Origin of the sequence: Allobosea sp. CRIB-10, from assembly GCF_900112185.1 — a bacterium.
Lineage (GTDB): Bacteria > Pseudomonadota > Alphaproteobacteria > Rhizobiales > Beijerinckiaceae > Allobosea.
In genome coordinates this window covers 80,142-99,835 of sequence record NZ_FOKP01000023.1, presented here as the reverse complement: position 1 = coordinate 99,835, position 19,694 = coordinate 80,142, and the positions used below count along the sequence as shown (strand labels likewise).

The window sequence follows — 19,694 nt, the reverse complement described above, 5'->3', positions numbered from 1 at the left end:
CGAGATCAGGCGTCGGGCTTGGCGGCAGTCGGCTTCGCACCCGGCCGGGCCGGCGGCTTCGCTAGCGGCTTGGCCTGGGCCTGGCTCGGCTTGGCCTTGGCCGGAGCGGCCTTCTCCTGTTTCGGCTTGGTCAGCAGCGGCTTGGCGGCCGGCTTGTTAGCGGCCTTGATGCCGGCGGCCGCGCCCGGGCGCAGGCTGGCTGGCGTCGCGGCGCCGGGCTGGATCGCGCCCTGCAGGCGCATCGGGCTGGAACCGAGCGCGGCGGCAGCGGGCCGCTCCTCAGGGGTCGGCGCGACCGGCGCGAAGGCCGAGGAGGAGGGCGGGATCGCGCCATTGCGCGAGAAGGTGCGATTGCCGGCGGCGAGGCCGGCCGCGACCGGCGCGCCAGGCTGGATCGTCTCGCGCGCGACCTGTGTATCGGGTTTGGCCACGGCGTTGGCGGCAAGCGGCGCCGAAGCCGAGCCTGGCGTGCGGCCGAAGGAGACCGGGTACGGATCGAACTTGGCGCGCGGGCCGAGTGTGATGCGGCCGGAGGGCGCGCGCGTCAGCACCGAGCCGGAAGCGCCGGCCTGGGGCGCGGCCACGGCGAAGCGATCGGAGGTGCCCTCGGCATTGCCGCCGACGCCGTTGTTCACCGAGACGAAGCTGATCGGCCCGGACGTATCGACATCGTCGCCGAGGGCATGGCCGCCGCGGCGGACGCTGTCGCAGATGCTGTAGGCGCGCCCGCCATTGCCGGCGGGCATGCTGGCGATGCTGCCGCCGCCGAAGCCGCCCCATTTGCCGAAGCCGTCATCGAGCAGTTGCGCCGCCTTGACGGTGCGTTCCGCGCCGGAGCTGGCGCCCAGGACGACGGCTATCAGCGTGCGGCCATTGCGCGTGGCGGTGGTGACGACGTTGAAGCCGGACGCGCAGACGAAGCCGGTCTTCATGCCGTTGATGCCGTAATAGCGGCCGACAAGGCCATTGGTGTTGTTCAGCACCTGCTTGCCGAGCTGGACCGCGCCGGTGTTCCAGTAGTCGGAGTATTGGCCGAACTCGCTCATCAGCGCCATGGCGAGCACGGCGAGGTCGCGGGCGCTGCTCTGCTGGTCGGGATGGTGCCAGCCGTTCGGATTGACGAAATGGGTGTCGTACATGCCGAGGCGCCGGGCTTCGGCGTTCATCATCGAGACGAAGGTCTCGACATTGCCACCGACGCCCTCGGCGATGACATAGGCGATGTCGTTTGCCGACTTCACCATCATGATGCGCATGGCGTTGTCGAGCGTGACCTCCTGGCCGGCCCGGATATAGACCTTCACCCGCGGCTGGCTGGCGGCGAGCTTCGAGGCGGGGATCGCGGTCTCGAGACCGAGCCTGCCCTCGCGCACAGCCTTGAGCGCGAGGTAGAGCGTCATCATCTTGGTGGTGGAGGCCGGATGCCAGGCTTGCGTCGGGTTCTCGCTCGACAGCACGGCGCCGCTCGAGGCGTCGACGACGATGCTCGTGCCGGCCTCAGCCGGGACGGCGGCAGCGAGGAACGTGGCGAGCGTGGCGCCGGCGGCGAGGCGAAACGAGATCATCGGCTGAGGTCTGAACCTGTCTTGGCGGGGCCTGGGGCTTCAACGCGACGCTTGAGGCATTTTCGAGACGGCGGACGACAATCCTGCCTCGCTGATGACGCATACCTACCCTTCATCGGGTGATTTGCCTAGCGCTGCATGGCGGTCCAAAGCAGCGGGACAGGTTTTCTTCGGAGTCTCGGCGCGTGAGTTTCACCCTCTTGTGGATACCGGTGACGCTCGCCGCCTCGCTGCTGCAGACCGCGCGCAACCTGACCCAGCGCTCGCTGACCGAGGTGATCGGCGTCGTCGGCGCGACGCAGGTGCGCTTCCTGTTCGGCCTGCCCTTCGCACTGATCTTCCTCGTCCTGTTCTGCCTCGCCAGCGGCGCCTTGCCGCCGATGCCTGATCTGCGCGCCTTCGGCTTCGCCGTGTTCGGCGCGCTGACCCAGATCCTCGCGACGGCTCTCATGCTGGCGGCGATGCGCGAACGCTCATTCGCGGTCACGACCGCCTACACCAAGACCGAGCCGGTGCAGGTCGCGCTCTTTGGCGCCGCGCTGCTCGGCGATGCGCTGGGCTGGACGAAGTTCGCGGCGATCGTCGTCGCCACCGCCGGTGTCGTGCTGATGTCATGGAAGCCGGGCGACAGGCTCAGCGCCGCGGGAATGCGCCCGGCGGCGCTCGGCATCGGTGCCGGTGCCGCCTTCGCACTCTCGGCGATCGGTTTCCGCGGCGCGATCCAGGCGTTGCCCGAAGGGCATTTCCTGATGCGGGCGACCACGATCCTCGCATTGGGCCTGGCGCTGCAGACCCTGATCCTGACCCTCTATATGCTCGCGGCCAATCGCAAGGCCCTGATCCTCAGCCTGCGCAACTGGCGTCGCTCGCTCACTGCCGGCTTCCTCGGCGCCGCCGCCTCGCAATGCTGGTTCCTCGGCTTCTCGCTGACGACGGCGGCCAATGTCCGCACGCTGGCGCTGGTCGAGGTGCCGCTGGCGCAGATCGCCTCGCGCCGGATCTTCGCTGAAGGTACGAGCTGGCGCGAACTCCTGGGCATGGCGATGATCGTCGCCGGCGTCGGCGTCCTACTCGTTCTGTCTGTCGGGTAGGGCGGGGGCGCAACCCGCGCGCTTGACACGCCGCGCGATCATTGGCCTTTCCTCGCACAGGAGGAATGCGCGCTTGCCGGCTTGTGGCCGCGCTGTCGCGCAGGCAGATATCGTGTATCTGCACATCAACCAGGAGAAGGCCATGAGCGCTGCAATCGTCGGCTGGGCACATACCCCCTTCGGCAAGCAGGACACCGAGACGGTCGAGAGCCTGATCGTGCGCGTCGCGACCGATGCGCTGGTCGATGCCGGCATCACCGCCGACCAGGTCGACGAGATCGTGCTCGGCCATTTCAACGCCGGCTTCTCGGCCCAGGACTTCACCGCCTCGCTCGTGCTGCAGGCAGACCCGGCGCTGCGCTTCAAGCCGGCGACCCGCGTCGAGAACGCCTGCGCCACCGGCTCGGCCGCAGTGCATCAGGGCGTGCGCGCGATCAAGGCGGGCGCCGCCAAGGTCGTGCTGGTCGTCGGCGTCGAGCAGATGACCACGACGCCCGGGCCGGAGATCGGCAAGAACCTGCTGAAAGCCTCCTATCTCGCGCAGGAGAGCGACGTTCAGGGCGGCTTCGCCGGCGTCTTCGGCAAGATCGCCTCGTCCTATTTCCAGCGTCATGGCGACCAGTCCGACGCGCTCGCCATGATCGCGGCGAAGAACCACAAGAACGGCGTCGACAACCCCTACGCCCAGATGCGCAGGGATTTCGGCTACGCCTTCTGCCGCGAGGAAAGCGAGAAGAACCCTTACGTCGCCGGCCCGCTGAAGCGGACCGACTGCTCGCTGGTCTCGGACGGCGCCGCCGCGCTCGTGCTGGCCGACGAGGAGACCGCCAAGTCGATGCGCCGCGCCGTCGGCTTCCGCGGCATGGCCCATGTCCAGGACTTCCTGCCGCTGTCGCGCCGCGACATCCTGAAGTTCGAGGGCGGCGCGCGCGCCTGGCAGCAGGCGCTGGCCGCTGCGGGCGTTGCGCTCGACGACCTCTCCTTCGTCGAGACGCATGACTGCTTTACCATCGCCGAATTGATCGAATACGAGGCGATGGGCCTGACCAAGGAAGGCGACGGCGCCCGCGCCATCAAGGAAGGCTGGGTCCAGAAGGACGGCAAGCTGCCGGTCAACGTTTCCGGCGGCCTCAAGGCCAAGGGCCATCCGATCGGCGCGACCGGCGTCTCCATGCACGTGCTCTCGGCCATGCAGCTCGTCGGCGAGGCGCCGGAGGGCATGCAGGTGAAGGACGCCCGCCTGGGCGGCATCTTCAACATGGGTGGCGCCGCGGTCGCGAACTACGTCTCGGTGCTCGAGCGGGTGAAGTGAACCAAAAGGCCGCCGTCGAACCTGCGTCGGCGGCCATCTTCGAACTGGCCGGAGGGGCGGCGTGACCATTTTTCTCGCGCTGCTGCCGGCCTATGTGCTGTCGATCTTCTATCGCTCCTTCCTGAGCGTGATCGCCGCACCGGTGATGGGCGACCTCAACATCGGGCCGGCCGAGTTCGGCACGCTCGGCGCCGCCTGGTTCATCGCCTTCGCGTTGGCGCAGTTCCCGGTCGGCTGGGCGCTCGACCGGCTCGGACCGCGCCGGACCGTGGCGGTGACCATGGCGATCGGCAGCGTCGGCGCCTTCCTGTTCGCGCAGGCGGGCAACGCCAACGTCGCGACAGCGGCGATGGCGCTGGTCGGGATCGGCTGCTCGCCGATCTTCATGTCGTCGCTCTATCTGTTCGCCCGGACGGAAGCGCCGGCACGCTTCGGACTGCTGACCTCGATCTTCATCGGGCTCGGTTCGCTCGGCAACCTCGTCGGCGCCGCGCCGCTGGCGCTGGCGGCGCAGGCCTATGGCTGGCGCCCGACCATGCTCGCCTTCGCCGTGGCCTTCCTGCTGGCCACGGTGCTGGCCGCGGTGCTGGTGCGCGATCCGCCTGTGGTCACCGACGCCACGGGCAAGCATGAGGGCCTGCTGCAGGGATTGAAGAGCATCGCCGCGATCGGGCCGCTCTGGCTGCTCGCGCCGATCACGCTCGTCGGCTACGCCATCATCGCGACGGCGCGGGGCCTGTGGATCGCGCCCTATATGACGCAGGTCCACGGGCTCGACGGCATCGCCGCCGGCCATGCGACGCTGGGCATGGCGACCACCATGATCGTCGGCGCCTTCGTCTATGGCGGCCTGCAGAAGCGGGCGGGGCGCAGCAAGGCGCTGGTTGCCTGGGGGACGGTCGCGACAGGGATCGGCTTCGGGCTGCTCGCGCTCCTCGGCGAGCGCTCCATGCTCGGGGCGGTGGCCCTGTTCGCGCTCGTCGGCGCGACCGGCTTCACCTATGCGATCCTGATGGCGCATGCGCGCGAGTTCTTCCCGGCGCATCTGGTCGGGCGCGGCATGACCTTCATCAATTTCCTGTTCATCGCCGGAGCCGGGCTGATCCAGTGGGGCTCCGGCTGGTTCGTCGCGGCGCAGCGCGCCGCGGGGCAGGGCGCGGCGGCCGCCTTCGCCAACATGCACTGGGTGTTCGCGGCGTTGCTGCTGGTCTCGACCGCGATCTACCTGGCGACACCGGAACGGAAGGCGGCCTGAGGCTCAGGCCTCCCCCGGCGCCCGCGCCGCGATCGCCAATGCGTGCACGCCGCCGGCGAACTCGTCGGATAGCGCGGCGTTGACAAGGCGATGGCGTTCGAGCCGGCTTTTGCCGGCGAAGGCGGGCGAGACGATCTCGACGCGGAAATGCGTCTCGCCGCCCTCGCGCCAGCCGGCATGGCCGTGATGCTGATGGGATTCGTCGATCACCTTGAGATGCTCGGGCGCAAGCTCAGCGGTGAGCTTGCCGGTGATCCGGTCGGCCATGGTCGGCATGCGGGTTTCTTTCGTGAGCAAGTGGGGCGCTGACGCCCCTTGATTGCGAGAACACCCATCAGCGTCGAATGGTCAAGATCGAGCCTCTGCAGCATCGCCTCATTGGAGCCGGATTCTCCGGGTTCTCATGTCGGGGGCGGGGCTCGCGGCAGTGCGCGATCCGGTCTGCGGCCGTTGAGTTTCAAGCGTGAAAACACTATCTAGGAGACGTCCCGGCCGCTTCGGCTGAGCCGGGTTCCTTAAGCAATCAGGGTCAAGCTGCCGCCAAGGCGATCGGCTTGCTGCAGGCGCGGAGCGACCCGCGCGGCGGCCGGCTTGTCGGCGCAGCGTTCCGCCCGCATAACCATGAGACGATGAACTTCAGCTCGCGCCTTTTCGACCGGATCAGGATCGGCCCTTCCGAGGCGGAAGAGGTGGTCGAGGCCGATGCGCGTCTTTGCGACCATCCCGGTTGCACCAAGGCGGGCGAGTTCCGGGCGCCGATGGGACGGGGCAAGGAAGGCAAGTTCTTCCAGTTCTGCCTCGAGCATGTGAAGGCCTACAACGCCACCTACAACTACTTCGCCGGCATGAACGACGAGGCGCTGGCGGCCTATGCCAAGCAGGAGGAGATCGGCCACCGGCCGACCTGGAAGCTCGGCGTCAATGCCAGCGCAGCCCGGATGGCGCAGCGCGGGCGGGTCACCGGCGGGCAGGACAGCGCAGAGGTCGAGGACGCCTTCGGGCTGTTCCGTGGCCGCGTCCGCCGCGAGCAGGAGCGGGCGGAATCGCGTGTGGGCGCCGTCGCGCGCAAAGCGTTGGAAACGCTCGATCTCGACGACACCGCCGACCGCGCCGCGATCAAGGCGCGCTATAAGGAACTGGTGAAGCGTTTCCATCCCGACGCCAATGGCGGCGATCGCTCGCGCGAAGGCCGGCTGCAGGAAATCCTCAAGGCCTATCAGACGCTGAAGAGCAGCGGGCTGGCTTAGCGCGGCGTCCGCGAGGCTCACCGACGCCGACAGGCATTCGCAAAAATCAGCACGAGCTGGAGAGGCCATGACGACGGATTCGCAGGTGATCGCCCCCGCCGATGCGCAGGAGCGTCGGCGCAAGCCGCCCGTCGTGGTCTACCCCAATGGCAGCCTGCCCGTCGCCGACATGGCGATGCTGGCGAAGGCTCGCCAGACCCTGACCAAGCGCGACGAGATCATCGTGCCGCCGCGCGAGGCCGGCAGCTTCCGCGTGCCGAAGGGGCACTTCTTTCGCATCGTCAGCGTCGAGGGGCCGCAGGTCGGCGACCTCAACCTGTGGAACGCGGATGATCTCGACGAGCGCTTCTTCAGCGGCAAGACGCGGGCGCTGCACGCGACCCATGTCGGCACCGGCGACCGGCTCTGGAGCAACCTGCCATACCTTCGGCCGATGGCGACGATCAGCCATGACACGCTCGGCTGGTATGGCTTCGACCAGGACGGCGCCGGCGTGCACGACGTGATCGGCACACGCTGCGATCCCTATACGCACCGGCTGCTCGGCGATGGCGGTGACTACCATCATTGCTGCCATTCCAACCTCGCCCGGGCGCTCGGTCAGGCGCGGGGGCTGCCGGCGCGCGAGGTCGAGCATCACGTCCACGACGTGCTCAACGTCTTCATGTGCACCGGCTTCACCCGGGACACGCAGCAATACTTCATGAAGGCGAGCCCGGTCCGGCCGGGCGACTTCCTCGAGCTCTTCGCCGAGATCGACCTGCTCGGGGCGATCTCGGCCTGCCCGGGCGGCGATTGCGGCCAGACCCATTCGAGCGATGTCGCAATCTGCCACCCGCTCAAGGTCGAGATCTACGAGGCCGATCCTGCCAGGCTCGCAGGCTGGACCTCGCCGCCGCGCAGCCCTTATGGGCGGAGCCACGGCGAGCAGGGGTGACGCCTGCCCCTTCCGTCATGGTCGGGCTTGTCCCGACCATCCACGTCTTCGCTTCGTTGATCAAACTCGGTGTTCAAGACGTGGATGCTCGCCACAAGGGCGAGCATGACGCGCTGGAGAATCGTCGAGGTCATGGGTTCCGGGTTCGCCGTTCCACGGCGCCCCGGAATGACGCCCCGCCTCAGTTCTTCAGCAGCGAGTTCATCCCGTCGGTGTCGAGATTGTCGGAGCCGCGCAGGCTGCTGCGCTCGGTCGAGCTCGGCTGGTCGTCCTGGCCGCCGCCTGACGCGACGGCGCCGCCGCCATCCGCGGCCGGGGCCTGACCGCCGGCCATCTTGCGCAGCAGCGGGCTGGCCTGGAGCAGCGCGGTCATGCTCGTCGCGGTGTTGTAACTGTTGGGATCGTTGGGAGCGAGGCCGCCCTGCTTGTGCAAGGCGATGCCGGCATTGCCGGCATTGTAGAGCAGCGAGCCGGACGAGCCGCCGAGCGTGTCGCAGCGATGGCGCAGTTCGGCCGCATCGCCCTGCTGGCGCGTCGCCATGCAGCGGAAGCGGCTCATCACCTTCGGCCGGCCGGCCGGGTGATGGATCACCATCAGCGAGGGGGCGCTGCCGGTCGGCGTCGCCGCGAGCTTGACCGAGCCATAGGTCGCGGTCGGGTTGCCCTTCGCCTTGACGATGGCGTAGTCGAGATTGGCGTTGAACTCGACCGGCTTGGGCTCGAGTTCGAAGACCTTGGCGCCCTTGCCGTCCTGCGTCAGGAAATCCATCACGATGATGGCGCGCATCGGCGTCATCTCGCCGCTCTGCGGCAGGCAGTGATGGTTTGTGAGGACATAGTCGCCCGGCAGCAATTCGCCGGTGCAATGGGCGCCGGACTGCTTGCCGGTCTTGTTGTCCTTGAGGAGGATGTCGATGCGCCCGACGGGCTTGGCCATCTTGGCGAGCGGATCGCGCTGATCGAGTTCCGCGATCGGCTCGAAGGCGCCCTTGTTGTTCTCGATATGGGTGGCGGCGTCGCCGGTGCTCTGCCGGCGCGGCATGCTGACCTTGCCGAAATCGCTGGGATCGAAGCCCATCGTCTGGGCTGCGGCGGGGCCTGCAAGGGCAAGGCTCATGGCGCCGATGAAGGCGGCGCGGATGTTGGTCCCGGTCAAATGGGTCTGCAGCCATGCGGGCATGCGCTTCTTCCTCTCCTCAGCGAATCCCTTGCGGCCCTGCCGGCTGCCGCCATCTCGCTCGATCAGCGCCAGGATCATGGCGACAATCGAGCGGTTTCGGGACGATAGTCATCCGCACGCGCTTGGGGAAGCCTGAGCCTTTTTCGCGTGGGTGGAGAACTGGGGGATGTGGCTCGCGTGATACGATTCGTCCCGCGCGGTCGGAGGGAGATCCGGGAGCCATTCCGGAACCTCCATCGGAAAGGCTCAGGAATGGATCCCGGATCGGCTCGGCTATCGCAGCTTGTGCTGGGTAACGATGATCGAGTGGCGAACCGGCCCTCAGCCCTTCTTCGCCGCCAACCCGGCGACGTCGGCGATGATGCCATCGAGGGCGAAATCCTTGGGCGTATAGACCCGTGCGACGCCCATGTTCTTCAGCGCGTTCTCGTCATCGGGCGGGATGATGCCGCCGACGACGACCGGCACGTCCATGCCAGCGACGCGCAGGCGCGCGGTGACGTCGCGCACCAGCGGGAGATGCGAGCCGGAGAGGATGGAGAGCCCGATGATGTCGGCCTCGGTCTCCCTGGCCTGCGTCACGATCTCCTCGGGCGTCTGGCGGATGCCGCCATAGGAGACCTGCATGCCGGCATCGCGGGCGCGCACCGCGATCTGCTCGGCGCCGTTCGAATGGCCGTCCAGCCCGGGCTTGCCGACGAGGAAGCGCGGCGGCCGGCCGAGACGCTCGGTCGCCTTGGCGACGGCGGCCTTGACGGTGGCGAGGCCGGCATCGTCGCCGAGCTTGGTGGTGTCGACGCCGGTTGGGGCGCGATACTCGCCGAAAATCTCGCGCAGGGTCTGTGCCCATTCGCCGGTGGTGACGCCAGCCTTGGCGCAGGCGATCGAGGCCGGCATGACGTTGCGGTCTTCTTTCGCAGCGCTGGCGAGTTCGGCGAGGGCGACCTCGACCGCCTTGCCGTCGCGCGCGGCGCGCCAGGCCTTGAGCCGGCCGACCGCCTCGATCTCGACCGAATCCGGCACGGTGACGACGGCGCCGTCGCCGGCCGAGAGCGGCGAGGGCTCGCTGGTGGTGAACTTGTTGACGCCGACGACGATCTGCTCGCCGCGCTCGATCGCCTCGATGCGGCGGGCACCGTTCTCAACGAGTGCCATCTTCATGTAGCCGCTCTCGACGGCGGCGAGGGCGCCGCCCATGGCGTCGATCTTCGCCAGCTCTTCCAGCGCGGCCGCCTTCAGCGCCTCGACCTTGGCGTCGATCTCCTTCGAGCCGTCGAAGATGTCGCCGAATTCGAGCAGGTCGGTCTCATAGGCCAGGACCTGCTGCATGCGCAGCGACCATTGCTGGTCGAAGGGGCGGGGCAGGCCGAGCGCCTCGTTCCAGGCCGGGAGCTGCACGGCGCGGGCGCGGGCCTTCTTCGACAGCGTCACCGCCAGCATCTCGATCAGGATGCGGTAGACATTGTTCTCGGCCTGCGGCTCGGTCAGCCCGAGCGAGTTGACCTGGACGCCATAGCGGAAGCGGCGATGCTGCTCCTCCAGCACCTGGAAGCGCTTCAGCGTGATCTCGTCCCAGAGATCGACGAAAGCCCGCATCTTGCAGAGCTCGGTGACGAAGCGCATGCCGGCATTGACGAAGAAGGAGATGCGGCCGACGACGCTGCCGAACTCCTCCGGCGCCACCTCGGGCCGGGCCTTGATCGATTCCAGCAGGGCGATCGCGGTCGCCAAGGCGAAGGAAAGCTCCTGCACCGGCGAGGCGCCGGCCTCCTGCAGATGGTAGGAGCAGACGTTCGTCGGGTTCCATTTCGGCAGTTCGCGCGCCGTGAACACGACGATGTCGGTGGTCAGCCGCATCGAGGGGCGCGGCGGGAAGACATAGGTGCCGCGCGAGAGGTATTCCTTGACGAGGTCGTTCTGGGTCGTGCCCTGGAGGGCGGCACGGTCGGCACCCTGCTCGTCGGCGGTGGCGATATAGAGCGAGAGCAGCCAGGCTGCCGTCGCGTTGATCGTCATCGAGGTGTTCATCTGCGCCAGCGGGATTTCAGCGAACAGGGCCCGCATGTCGCCGAGATGGGTGATCGGCACGCCGACCTTGCCGACCTCGCCGCGCGACAGGACATGGTCGGGGTCGTAGCCGGTCTGGGTCGGCAGATCGAAGGCGACGGAGAGGCCGGTCTGGCCCTTGGCGAGATTGGTCCGGTAGAGCTTGTTCGATTCGGACGCGTCGGAATGGCCGGCATAGGTCCGGAAGATCCAGGGCTTGTCGCGCTGGACCTGGTTCCGAAGCGGATCGATCGCGTTCATGGTCGCTCCCTGCCGTGCCGTCTTGCCGTGCTCGTGCAATCTCGATTGTTGCACTGCAGCGAGGATAACGCCAGTAGGGCCGAAAGGTCGCGTCAGACGTTGGGATAATGCGCGCCGCCATGCGTCACGCCGGGTTTCACGCCGCGGCAGGGGCGTATAGCGTCGTGCGACTTTTCTTCAGCAGAGTTTCGATGACGCAATCTCCTTCGCCGCGGCCGGCTTTCGCCAGCTGGCTCTCGACCGGCAACAGCATCACCCAGCAGTTCATGGCGATCGGCGGGCGGCCCGATGTCGTCAGCCTCGCCGGCGGACTGCCCGCAAGCGAGATCTACCCGGTCGAGGCGATCGCGGCGGCTCAGGAACGGGCGCTGACGCGCTGGGGCACGCAGATTCTCGAATATGGGGCGATCGAGGGCCTGCCGGCGCTGCGGGCGGCGATCGCCGAGCGCTTCAGCGCGACGACCGGACGCCGCTTCGGGCCGGAGAATGTGCTCCTGACCACCGGTGCGATGCAGGGGCTCGACCTCGTCGGCAAGGCGCTGGTCGATCCCGGCGAATTGATCCTCTCGCAATTCCCGACCTATCTCGGTGCGCTCGATGCCTGGCGCCCGCGCATGCCACGCTATGAGAGGCTCGACTGGAGCCTGCAGGCGCCGGGCCACGATGCGGCGCTGCGACAGGCCAAACTCGTCTATGCCGTGCCGAACTACTCCAATCCGACCGGCGTGCTGGTGCCGCAGTACGAGCGCGCCGCCTTGCTCGACAAGGTCGAGGCGGCCGGGACCTGGCTGCTCGAGGACGATCCCTATCTGCCGCTGCAATTCGACGGGCCGGCCGGGCCGAGTATCCTCGCCCATCATGGGCAGCGCCATCCGAACGGCGCCTATGCCGGGCCGGTGATCTATCTGGGCACGCTGTCGAAGAGCCTGGCGCCGGGTTTGCGTGTCGGCTGGGTCGTAGCCGAAGCCTCGCTGATCGCGACGCTGGCGCTGGCCAAGCAGTCGACCGACATCGCCTCCAGCCTGCTGACGCAGGCGATCGCGCTCGAGATGATCGAGAGCGATTTCGAGGCACAGCACATCCCGAAGATCGTCGCGACCTATCGCGAGCGCCGCGATGCGCTCTGCGCCGCCGCGACGACGCACCTCTCCGACTGGTTCGAATGGGAGGTGCCGCCGGGAGGCATGTTCGTCTGGATGCGGGCCAAGGATGAGGCGGTCGACACCGACGCGCTCTATGCCCATGCTCTGGCCGAGAACGTCGCCTTCGTGCCGTCGAGCGTGTTCGACCCGTCGGGCGCCCTGAAGAGCGCGATGCGGGTCAATTTCACCCGCTCGCCACCGGAGGTGCTGGTCGAGGGCGTGCGCCGGTTGGAGCGGGCGGTGCGCCGCCTGCTCGCCGAGAGGCCCGGCCGGGCGGCGTGAGCTCAATCAAAGAAAAGCCAAGGAAACGCCAATGCCGACCCGTCTCGCCACGCCCGCCCATCCGCGCCTGCCGCAAGGCCTCATCGACGCCTGGCAGGCGGTGCCGAGCTCGGTGATCGCCGACCAACTCGGGGGCAGCGGCCATGCCGATCCGGCGATCCGGCCGATCCGGTCCTTCGCGCCGGGCAAGCGCCTGGTCGGCCAGGCGATCACCGCCTGGTGCGAGCCGGCCGATTACGGGCCGGTGCACCATGCGATCGACGTGGCCGAGCGCGGCGACGTCATCGTGGTCGCGGCCGGCGGGCGCAAGGATGCGGCGATGATCGGCGACCTGCTCGGCGGTGCCGCCCGGCGCAAGGGCATTGCCGGCGTCGTCGTCGACGGCGCGGTGCGCGATGTCGGGCCGGTGTCGCAATGGCCGGATTTCGTCTTCTTCTCGCGCTGGATCATGCCGCGCGGCCCGTCCTCGATGGAGCGCGGTATCGTCAACGGTCCGATCGTCTTCGGCGGCGTCGCCGTCCAGCCGCATGACCTCGTCGTCGGCGACGATGACGGCCTTGTCTTCGTGCCGCATGCGCTGGTCGACGCCAAGCTCGCGCCTTGCCTGGCGCGCGTGAAGGCCGAGGCCGAATGGGAGGTCCTGCTCGCCGGTGGCGCCTCGACGGTCGAGACCTTCAAGGTGCCGTCGATGGAGAAAATCTGACGTTTTAGCCTGAACGACCCCTCAGTCCTCATCCTGAGGAGCAGCCTTTTGGGCTGCGTCTCGAAGGATGTTTCAGGACGCTCCGGAACCATCTGTCGCATCCTGCGAGACGCCGCTCCGCGGCTCCTCAGGATGAGAGCTGGGAATGGTTTCTCCGACCGGCCCTCAGAAGCTCTCGACCCAGGGCCTGAGCTCGACCTCGAGCGACCAGGCGCTGCGCGGCTGCCTGAGTACGTCGAGATAGCTCTGGGCGATGGCGTCGGGATCGAGCGTGTTGTCGTTTGCATCGGGGCGGTTTGCGCTGCGCACCCCGCCGTCGACGACGAAATGGGCGACATGGATGCCCTTTGGCCCAAGCTCGCGCGCGGCGCTTTGGGCGAGGCCGCGCAAGGCGAACTTGCCCATGGCGAAGGGCGCCGACAGTGCGAAGCCCTTGATGCCAGCCGTGGCGCCGGTGAGTAGGATCGCGCCGCGCCCATGCGGCAGCATTCGCCGCGCCGCCTGCTGCGTTACCAGGAAGGCGCCATAGGCGGTGACGGCGAGTGCCTGCGCGACCCCTGCGGGATCGAGTTCGGCGATCGGCCCACGCAGGCGACCGCTGGCGTTGTAGATGACGATGTCGGGCTCGCCGATCTCGGCGTCCGCCGCTTCGAACAGGCTGGCGACGGCGGCCGGATCGGAGGCATCGACCTGGAAGGTCGCGGCGCCGGTTTCGGCGGCAAGCGCGGCGAGCTTCTCGGTGCCGCGCGCGGCGAGGCCGACCTTGAGGCCTTGCGCGGCGAGAGCACGCGCAACCGAGGCGCTGATGCCGGAGCCGGCGCCGACGATCAGGGCGCTGCGATAGGGAAGGGAGGTCATCGCGAGGTCTCCGTTCAGGCGGCGGCGGGGACGGGCTTGGCTTCGCCGCCGCGCATCATGATGCAGAAGCCGGCGGCGAAGAGGCAGAGCGCGCCGGCGATGAAGAAGGCGGGCAGGTAGCTGTCATAGACGGTGCGGCTGAAGCCGGCGCCATAGGCGGCGAAGGCGGCGCCGAGCTGGTGGCCGGTGAAGACCCAGCCGAAGACGAGCGTCGCCTTCTCGCCGAAGCGGTCGGCGGCGAGCTTGATCGTCGGCGGCACGGTCGCGACCCAGTCGAGCCCGTAGAAGATCGCGAAGATCGAGAGGCCATAGAAGGAAAAGTCGGTGAAGGGCAGGAAGAGCAGCGAGAGCCCGCGCAGGCCGTAATACCAGAACAGCAGCCAGCGGCTGTCATAGCGGTCCGAGAGCCAGCCCGAGCCGACCGTGCCGAGGAAGTCGAAGATGCCGATCACCGCGAGCACGCTCGCCGCCGTCACCGCCGCCATGCCGTAATCGCCGCAGAGCGCGACGAAATGGGTCTGCACCAGTCCGTTGGTGCTCGCGCCGCAGACGAAGAAGGTGCCGAACAGGATCCAGAAGGTGCTGGTCTTCGCCGCGTCGCGCAGAGCGACGATCGGCGAGGCGAGCATCGCCCCGAGGCTGGCGGCTTGCGCCGGGGCCGGCACGATCTGCGTGCCGCCATAGGGGGCAAGGCCGACATCGGCAGGCCGGTCGCGCATCAGAGCGAGGATGCCGACCGCAGCGAGCGCGATCATGCCGAGCACGAAGGTCATGGCGGCGCGCCAGCCGACCTGTTCGGTCAGGGCTGCGAGCAAGGGCAGGAAGACGAGCTGGCCGGTCGCGGTGCTGGCGGTGAGCAGGCCGACGACCAGGCCGCGGCGCTGCACGAACCAGCGCGTCGCGACGGTGGCGCCGAGCACCATGGCGGTGAGGCCGGTGCCGAATCCGAGCACGAAGCCCCAGAGCAGCACCAGCTGCCAGAGCTGCGTCATGAAGAAGGAGCCGATGATGCTCGCCGCGATCAGGCTGAGCGCCACCATGGCGACGCGGCGGACGCCGAAGCGGTTCATGAAGGCGGCGGCGAAGGGGGCCATCAGGCCGAACAGCAGCAGCCGGACCGCCAGCGCCGAGGAGATTTCGGAGGTCGCCCAGCCGAATTCCTTCTGCAGCGGCAGGATCAGCACGCCCGGCGCGCCGACGGCGCCGGCTGTGACCAGCATGGTCAGGAAGGTAACGGCCGCTACGGCCCAGCCATAATGGATGCCGCGGCGGGCGAAGGCGGCGGCGAGGCCGGTCGGTTGTGGTTGCTCTGTGACGTCGGTCGGCATGGGGCGTTCCTTATTTACGGGTATATACCCGTTTATGTTTCAGAAAATCAGAGTGAATCGAGTGCGGTGTGCAATTGGCGCATGAATTCGACGCCGAGGCGGTCGTCGAGAGCTTTCTGGGCGCCGTCCCAAAGGGGGGCGCCGTCCTTCAGAACCTTGTGGCCGGCCTCGGTCAGTGCGACCGTGGCCTCGCGCTGGTCCTCGCCGCGGCCGAGCTCGACCAGGCCCATCTTCTCGAGCACGCGGACATTGCGGCCGACGGTCGAGCGATCGAGCTCGACGCGGCGGCCGAGCGCGGTCAGCGTCACCGGCTGGGTCCGGGCGATCGAACGCATCAGGCTGAACTGCGCGATGTTGACCCCGACCGGAGCGATCGTCTCGTCATAGAAGGCGATCATCCGGCGCGAGGCCGAGCGCAGGGTCGTGCAGATGCAGGGAACCGACATGGGGTGCGGGTATATGCCCGTAGCGGTGCGAATGCAAGAGGTGACTGGCGATTGCCGGGTCTATTGAGCTCAACATCCGTCATGCTCGCCCTTGTGGCGAGCATCCACGTCTTGAACACCGCACTCGATCAGCAAAGCTAAGACGTGGATGGTCGGGACAAGCCCGACCATGACGGTGAGGGCGGGGGCCGGCGCTAGTTCCGCCCTTCCGGCAGGCGCGGCAGCGGCAGGAATTCGACGCCTTCCTCGTGCAGCATCCGGGCGTCTTCGGCGCTGGCCTCGCCATAGATGGCGCGGCTCTCGCTCTCGCCGTGATGTATCTTCAGCGCTTCCTCGGCGAAGTTCTTGCCGACGGGCTCGGCGTTCGCAGCGACATGTTCGTGCAGCGCCGTCAGCATGGCGCGAAACGCCATCTCCTTCTCGCCCATCAGGGCGGCCGGCTGGGCGGCCGGGGCAGGGGAGGAAGCGGGGGCCGGCGACGGGGCAGCCGTCTCCGGCGCAGACGCAGCCGGGCGCGGTCCGCGATCCGTGCGGGCCACGGCCGGCGCCATTACGGCACGCTCGACTCTGGCGCTGTCGCAGACCGGGCAGGTGACGAAGCCGCGCTTCGCCTGCTCGTCGAAGCTGCTGGAACTCGCGAACCAGCTCTCGAACTCGTGGGCGTTGTCGCAGATCAGGGTGTAACGGATCATCTCAACTCAAAGCCGGCGGTAACGGCTGCAGATAGGGGCGCGGCCGTTTGGCGGCAAGGTTCAGGCTCACTCGGCAGCGTCGAGCTTGGGTTGCTCGCTCCTGCGCGTCTCGACCGCAAAGGAGCGGGTGTGGCGCAGCGTCGGGATGCGCTGGCGGGCGTCGGCGACCAAGGCAAGGTCGATCTGCGCCATGATCAGTCCGGGTTCGTTGCCGGCCTCGGCCAGCACGCGACCCCAGGGATCGACGATGATCGAGTGGCCATAGCTCTCGCGGCCGTCCTCATGGAGACCGCCCTGCGCCGCCGAGACCATGAAGGCGCCGTTCTCGATGGCGCGGGCCCGCTGCAGCACCTGCCAATGCGCCTCGCCGGTCTGGCGCGTGAAGCAGGCCGGCGCGGTCAGCATGAACGCGCCGGCCTCGGCCTCGGCGCGGTAGAGATAGGGGAAGCGGACATCGTAGCAGATCGACATCCCGACCAACCCCCAGGGCGTCTCGACCAGCATCGCCCGGTCGCCGCCGGAGAAGGTGTTGGATTCGCGCCAGGTCTCGCCATTGGGCAGATCGACGTCGAAGAGATGGATCTTGTCGTAGCGCGCGGCGATCTCGCCTTCGGGATCGATCATATAGGCGCGGTTGGCGATCTTCTCGCCGGCCCTGACCGAGAGCGAGCCGATTTGCAGCCAGACCTTGGTTTCGCGCGCCACCTGCCGCAGCCCGGCCAGCACTTCGTGCTCACCCTCGCTCTGGCTGGTCTCGCGCAGGCGCTTGGTATCGCGCTCGCAGAGATTGGTGACCTCCGGTGTCTGGACGAATTGCGCCCCGGCCGCTGCCGCCTCGCGGATCAGGCGGACCGCATCGTCGCGATTGCGCTGCGGATCGCGCGTCGAACGCATCTGGACGCAGGCGGCGGTGAAGCGGGGCGAGGTCATCGGCGTATCTCCCTCAGGCGGCCTTCAGCAGCGGGTCGAGCTCGCCGCGCGCGTCGAGCGCGTGCAGATCGTCGGAGCCGCCGACATGGCGTCCGCCGATGAAGATCTGCGGCACGGAGGTGCGCCCGCCGGCCTTGGCCGTCATCTCCTGGCGCAGCTCCGGCTTGCCGTCGACGCCGATCTCCTCGAAGGCGACGCCCTTCTTGGTCAACAACGCCTTGGCGGCATGGCAATAGGGGCACCAGCCCGTGGTGTAGATCGTGACCTGTGGCATCGGCCTATCCTGAAAGACTGTTTCGCCTTGCAATATAGGGAGCTGTCACGCGTCCGTCACGACCCGGGCGAAGGTCAGCACGTCGACTGCGCTGGCGCCGCTACGCAGCAAGGCTCGGGAGGCGGCATTTGCCGTCGAGCCGGTGGTCAGGACGTCGTCGACGAGCAGGATGCGCCGGCCCTCGACCAGCGGGCGCATCGCCGGCAGGACCTTGAAGGCACCCTGCAGATTGTCGGCGCGCTGCGCCCTGGTCAGCCCGACCTGCTGTCTGGTGCGCTTGATGCGGGCGAGCGCCTGTGGCGCGCAGGGGCGACCGGATTGCCTGGAGAGCGCCGCCGCCAGCGCCGCCGCCTGGTTGAAGCGCCGGGTCCAGAGGCGGAAGCGGTGCAGGGGCACTGGCACGATCAGATCGGCATCGGCGATCAATTCGCGGCCGGCCTGCGCCATCATCCGCCCGAGCATCAAAGAGAGCTCGGTGCGGTCGCCATATTTCAGCCGGTGCACCAGTTCGCGCGCGGTGCCGTCGAAGCGGCAGGCGGCGCGAGCCCTCGCGAAGACCGGCGGATCGGCGATTGCGGCCGGCGAGATCAGTCCCGGACCGAGATCGACCTCGAAGGGTGTGCCAAGCCGTTCGCAGTAGGGCCGCTCGATCAGGCTAAGCCCGGCCCAGCATTGGGCGCAGAGGCCCTGCGCTTCGCTCGTGGCAGCCCGGCAGCCGACGCATGCTGGCGGATAGACGAGGCCGACGGCACTGGTGAGGCCCGTCCGCAGCCAGCCGCCTCCGCGCTGCAGCCAGCGCATGGAGAGGGTTTTTCCCGTCCCTTCGGGATTTTCGGAAAGGCTCATGCCTGGCGGCTATCGCGAAGAGAGCATCTTCGCTTTCTCGTGAACGGGGCAGGGCAGCCCCTGCCATTTCCTGCCATGTCGCCTATGTTCTTGGCGACGGCTCCGACCCGCCTGGTGGTGACCGGCGCCATGGATGCCTCCCTCGGCCCCGCGGCCGCTTCGCGACAAGGATCCCCACGATGAGTCATGCCTCCCCCGCCAAGCTGTTCACGCCGTTCCGCCTCGGCGATCTCGAGCTGAAGAACCGAGTCGTGATGGCGCCTTTGACCCGCAACCGCGCCAACAAGCATGATGATGCCCCGAACGCGCTCAATGTCGAGTATTACCGCCAGCGCGCCGGCGCCGGGTTGATCATCACCGAGGCGACGCAGATCTCGCAGCAGGGCCAGGGCTATATCTGGACGCCCGGCATCTATCGCGACGTGCAGGTCGCCGGCTGGAAGGCGGTGACCGATGCCGTGCACGAAGCCGGCGGGCTGATCTTCGCGCAGCTCTGGCATGTCGGGCGCGTCAGCCATGTCTCGTTGCAGCCCGGCAAGCAGGCGCCGGTCGCGCCCTCGGCGGTGCTGGCCAAGACCAAGACCTATATCGAGAGCGGCTTCGCCGAGGTCTCGCAGCCCCGTGCGCTGGCACTCGACGAGATCCCCGGCATCATCGCCGATTTCGTCAGGGCGACCGAGAACGCCAAGGCGGCCGGCTTCGACGGCATCGAACTGCACGGCGCCCATGGCTACCTGCTCGACCAGTTCCTGCGCGACGGCTCGAACCAGCGGCAGGACGCCTATGGCGGCTCGATCGAGAACCGGGTGCGGCTGACGCTGGAGGTGATCGACGCGGTGAGCAAGGTGTTCCCGAAGGAGCGCGTCGGCATCCGCATCTCGCCAGTGAGCCCGGCCAACGATGCCCGCGATAGCGATCCGCAGGCGCTGTTCGGCCATCTCGTCGGCGAACTCGACAAGCGCGGCATCGCCTTCATCCATGTCGTCGAGGGTGCGACGCGCGATGCGCGCGACTACCTGCCCTTCGACTATCTCGCCCTGCGCAAGGCCTTCCGCGGCGCCTACATCGCCAATAACGGCTTCACCCGCGAACTCGCGATCGAGACGGTGGAGAAGGGCGAGGCCGACCTGATCGCTTTCGGCCGGCTCTTCATCGCCAATCCCGACCTGCCGGAGCGGCTGAAGCTCGACGCCCCGCTCAACACGCCGGATGTCGCGACCTTCTATGGCGGCGACGCCAAGGGCTACACCGATTATCCGGCGCTGGCGCCGGGCGAAGCCGTGCAGGCCGCGGAATAGG

General features: G+C 68.1%; 19 protein-coding genes. 8 read left to right on the top strand and 11 right to left on the bottom strand.

The genetic code is table 11. The features are described from left to right. Window positions 1-5 precede the first annotated feature (5 nt). On the bottom strand, window positions 6-1,565 hold the full coding sequence (locus BMZ69_RS23885) for a D-alanyl-D-alanine carboxypeptidase family protein (protein ID WP_092161526.1): 1,560 nt from the start codon (window positions 1,563-1,565) through the stop codon (window positions 6-8). Window positions 1,566-1,750: 185 nt separating this feature from the next. Between BMZ69_RS23885 and BMZ69_RS23880 the strand changes: the two genes are divergently transcribed. From BMZ69_RS23880 to BMZ69_RS23870, 3 genes are all read left to right on the top strand, one after another. Further along, window positions 1,751-2,656 (top strand): DMT family transporter, encoded by a 906-nt coding sequence (locus tag BMZ69_RS23880; protein WP_092161524.1) that lies wholly within the window; start codon window positions 1,751-1,753, stop codon window positions 2,654-2,656. A gap of 142 nt (window positions 2,657-2,798) precedes the next feature. Then, on the top strand, window positions 2,799-3,968 hold the full coding sequence (locus tag BMZ69_RS23875) for an acetyl-CoA acetyltransferase (protein ID WP_092161616.1): 1,170 nt from the start codon (window positions 2,799-2,801) through the stop codon (window positions 3,966-3,968). A gap of 61 nt (window positions 3,969-4,029) precedes the next feature. Next, complete coding sequence (locus BMZ69_RS23870; protein ID WP_092161522.1) at window positions 4,030-5,223, top strand: MFS transporter; 1,194 nt, start codon at window positions 4,030-4,032, stop codon at window positions 5,221-5,223. A 3-nt stretch (window positions 5,224-5,226) separates the two neighbouring features. Here BMZ69_RS23870 and BMZ69_RS23865 read toward each other — a convergent pair whose 3' ends face one another. Continuing rightward, window positions 5,227-5,490 (bottom strand): BolA family protein, encoded by a 264-nt coding sequence (locus BMZ69_RS23865; protein WP_092161612.1) that lies wholly within the window; start codon window positions 5,488-5,490, stop codon window positions 5,227-5,229. A gap of 362 nt (window positions 5,491-5,852) precedes the next feature. On the opposite strand from BMZ69_RS23865, the gene BMZ69_RS23860 reads away from it, so the two are divergent. Both BMZ69_RS23860 and BMZ69_RS23855 read left to right on the top strand, forming a co-directional pair. Continuing rightward, window positions 5,853-6,470, top strand: a complete 618-nt coding sequence (locus tag BMZ69_RS23860; protein WP_092161520.1) for a J domain-containing protein — start codon at window positions 5,853-5,855, stop codon at window positions 6,468-6,470. Window positions 6,471-6,537: 67 nt separating this feature from the next. Continuing rightward, window positions 6,538-7,407 carry an urea carboxylase-associated family protein gene (locus tag BMZ69_RS23855; protein ID WP_092161518.1) on the top strand — a complete coding sequence of 290 codons (870 nt, stop codon included), beginning with the start codon at window positions 6,538-6,540 and terminating at the stop codon, window positions 7,405-7,407. A gap of 181 nt (window positions 7,408-7,588) precedes the next feature. Here BMZ69_RS23855 and BMZ69_RS23850 read toward each other — a convergent pair whose 3' ends face one another. Then, on the bottom strand, window positions 7,589-8,587 hold the full coding sequence (locus BMZ69_RS23850; RefSeq protein ID WP_244543505.1) for a trypsin-like serine peptidase: 999 nt from the start codon (window positions 8,585-8,587) through the stop codon (window positions 7,589-7,591). A 321-nt stretch (window positions 8,588-8,908) separates the two neighbouring features. Next, window positions 8,909-10,894 carry a protein meaA gene (locus BMZ69_RS23845; protein WP_092161516.1) on the bottom strand — a complete coding sequence of 662 codons (1,986 nt, stop codon included), beginning with the start codon at window positions 10,892-10,894 and terminating at the stop codon, window positions 8,909-8,911. 191 nt (window positions 10,895-11,085) lie between these two features. Here BMZ69_RS23845 and BMZ69_RS23840 point away from each other — a divergent pair, with 191 nt between their 5' ends. Both BMZ69_RS23840 and BMZ69_RS23835 read left to right on the top strand, forming a co-directional pair. After that, on the top strand, window positions 11,086-12,318 hold the full coding sequence (locus tag BMZ69_RS23840) for an aminotransferase-like domain-containing protein (protein ID WP_092161514.1): 1,233 nt from the start codon (window positions 11,086-11,088) through the stop codon (window positions 12,316-12,318). A gap of 31 nt (window positions 12,319-12,349) precedes the next feature. Next, the gene (locus tag BMZ69_RS23835) at window positions 12,350-13,021 is read left to right on the top strand and encodes an RraA family protein (RefSeq protein ID WP_092161512.1); all 672 of its coding nucleotides are present in this window, start codon (window positions 12,350-12,352) and stop codon (window positions 13,019-13,021) included. Window positions 13,022-13,186: 165 nt separating this feature from the next. Here the strand turns inward: BMZ69_RS23835 and BMZ69_RS23830 are convergent, their stop codons facing one another. The 7 genes from BMZ69_RS23830 to BMZ69_RS23800 form a co-directional block, all read right to left on the bottom strand. Next, window positions 13,187-13,879 (bottom strand): SDR family NAD(P)-dependent oxidoreductase, encoded by a 693-nt coding sequence (locus tag BMZ69_RS23830; protein ID WP_092161510.1) that lies wholly within the window; start codon window positions 13,877-13,879, stop codon window positions 13,187-13,189. A 14-nt stretch (window positions 13,880-13,893) separates the two neighbouring features. Continuing rightward, window positions 13,894-15,207 (bottom strand): MFS transporter, encoded by a 1,314-nt coding sequence (locus tag BMZ69_RS23825; protein WP_092161508.1) that lies wholly within the window; start codon window positions 15,205-15,207, stop codon window positions 13,894-13,896. Between the two features lie 47 nt (window positions 15,208-15,254). Then, entirely contained in the window at window positions 15,255-15,653 is a 399-nt protein-coding gene (locus BMZ69_RS23820) for a MarR family winged helix-turn-helix transcriptional regulator (RefSeq protein WP_092161506.1), read from the bottom strand. A 194-nt stretch (window positions 15,654-15,847) separates the two neighbouring features. Continuing rightward, the gene (locus tag BMZ69_RS23815) at window positions 15,848-16,345 is read right to left on the bottom strand and encodes a DUF1178 family protein (RefSeq protein WP_092161504.1); all 498 of its coding nucleotides are present in this window, start codon (window positions 16,343-16,345) and stop codon (window positions 15,848-15,850) included. Window positions 16,346-16,411: 66 nt separating this feature from the next. Beyond that, entirely contained in the window at window positions 16,412-17,275 is an 864-nt protein-coding gene (locus BMZ69_RS23810) for a carbon-nitrogen hydrolase family protein (protein WP_092161502.1), read from the bottom strand. Window positions 17,276-17,288: 13 nt separating this feature from the next. Then, the gene (gene grxC / locus BMZ69_RS23805; protein ID WP_092161499.1) at window positions 17,289-17,549 is read right to left on the bottom strand and encodes a glutaredoxin 3; all 261 of its coding nucleotides are present in this window, start codon (window positions 17,547-17,549) and stop codon (window positions 17,289-17,291) included. 45 nt (window positions 17,550-17,594) lie between these two features. Continuing rightward, window positions 17,595-18,350, bottom strand: a complete 756-nt coding sequence (locus BMZ69_RS23800; protein WP_092161498.1) for a ComF family protein — start codon at window positions 18,348-18,350, stop codon at window positions 17,595-17,597. Window positions 18,351-18,574: 224 nt separating this feature from the next. On the opposite strand from BMZ69_RS23800, the gene BMZ69_RS23795 reads away from it, so the two are divergent. Beyond that, entirely contained in the window at window positions 18,575-19,693 is a 1,119-nt protein-coding gene (locus tag BMZ69_RS23795) for an alkene reductase (RefSeq protein ID WP_092161497.1), read from the top strand. The last annotated feature ends 1 nt before the right edge of the window (window position 19,694 follow it).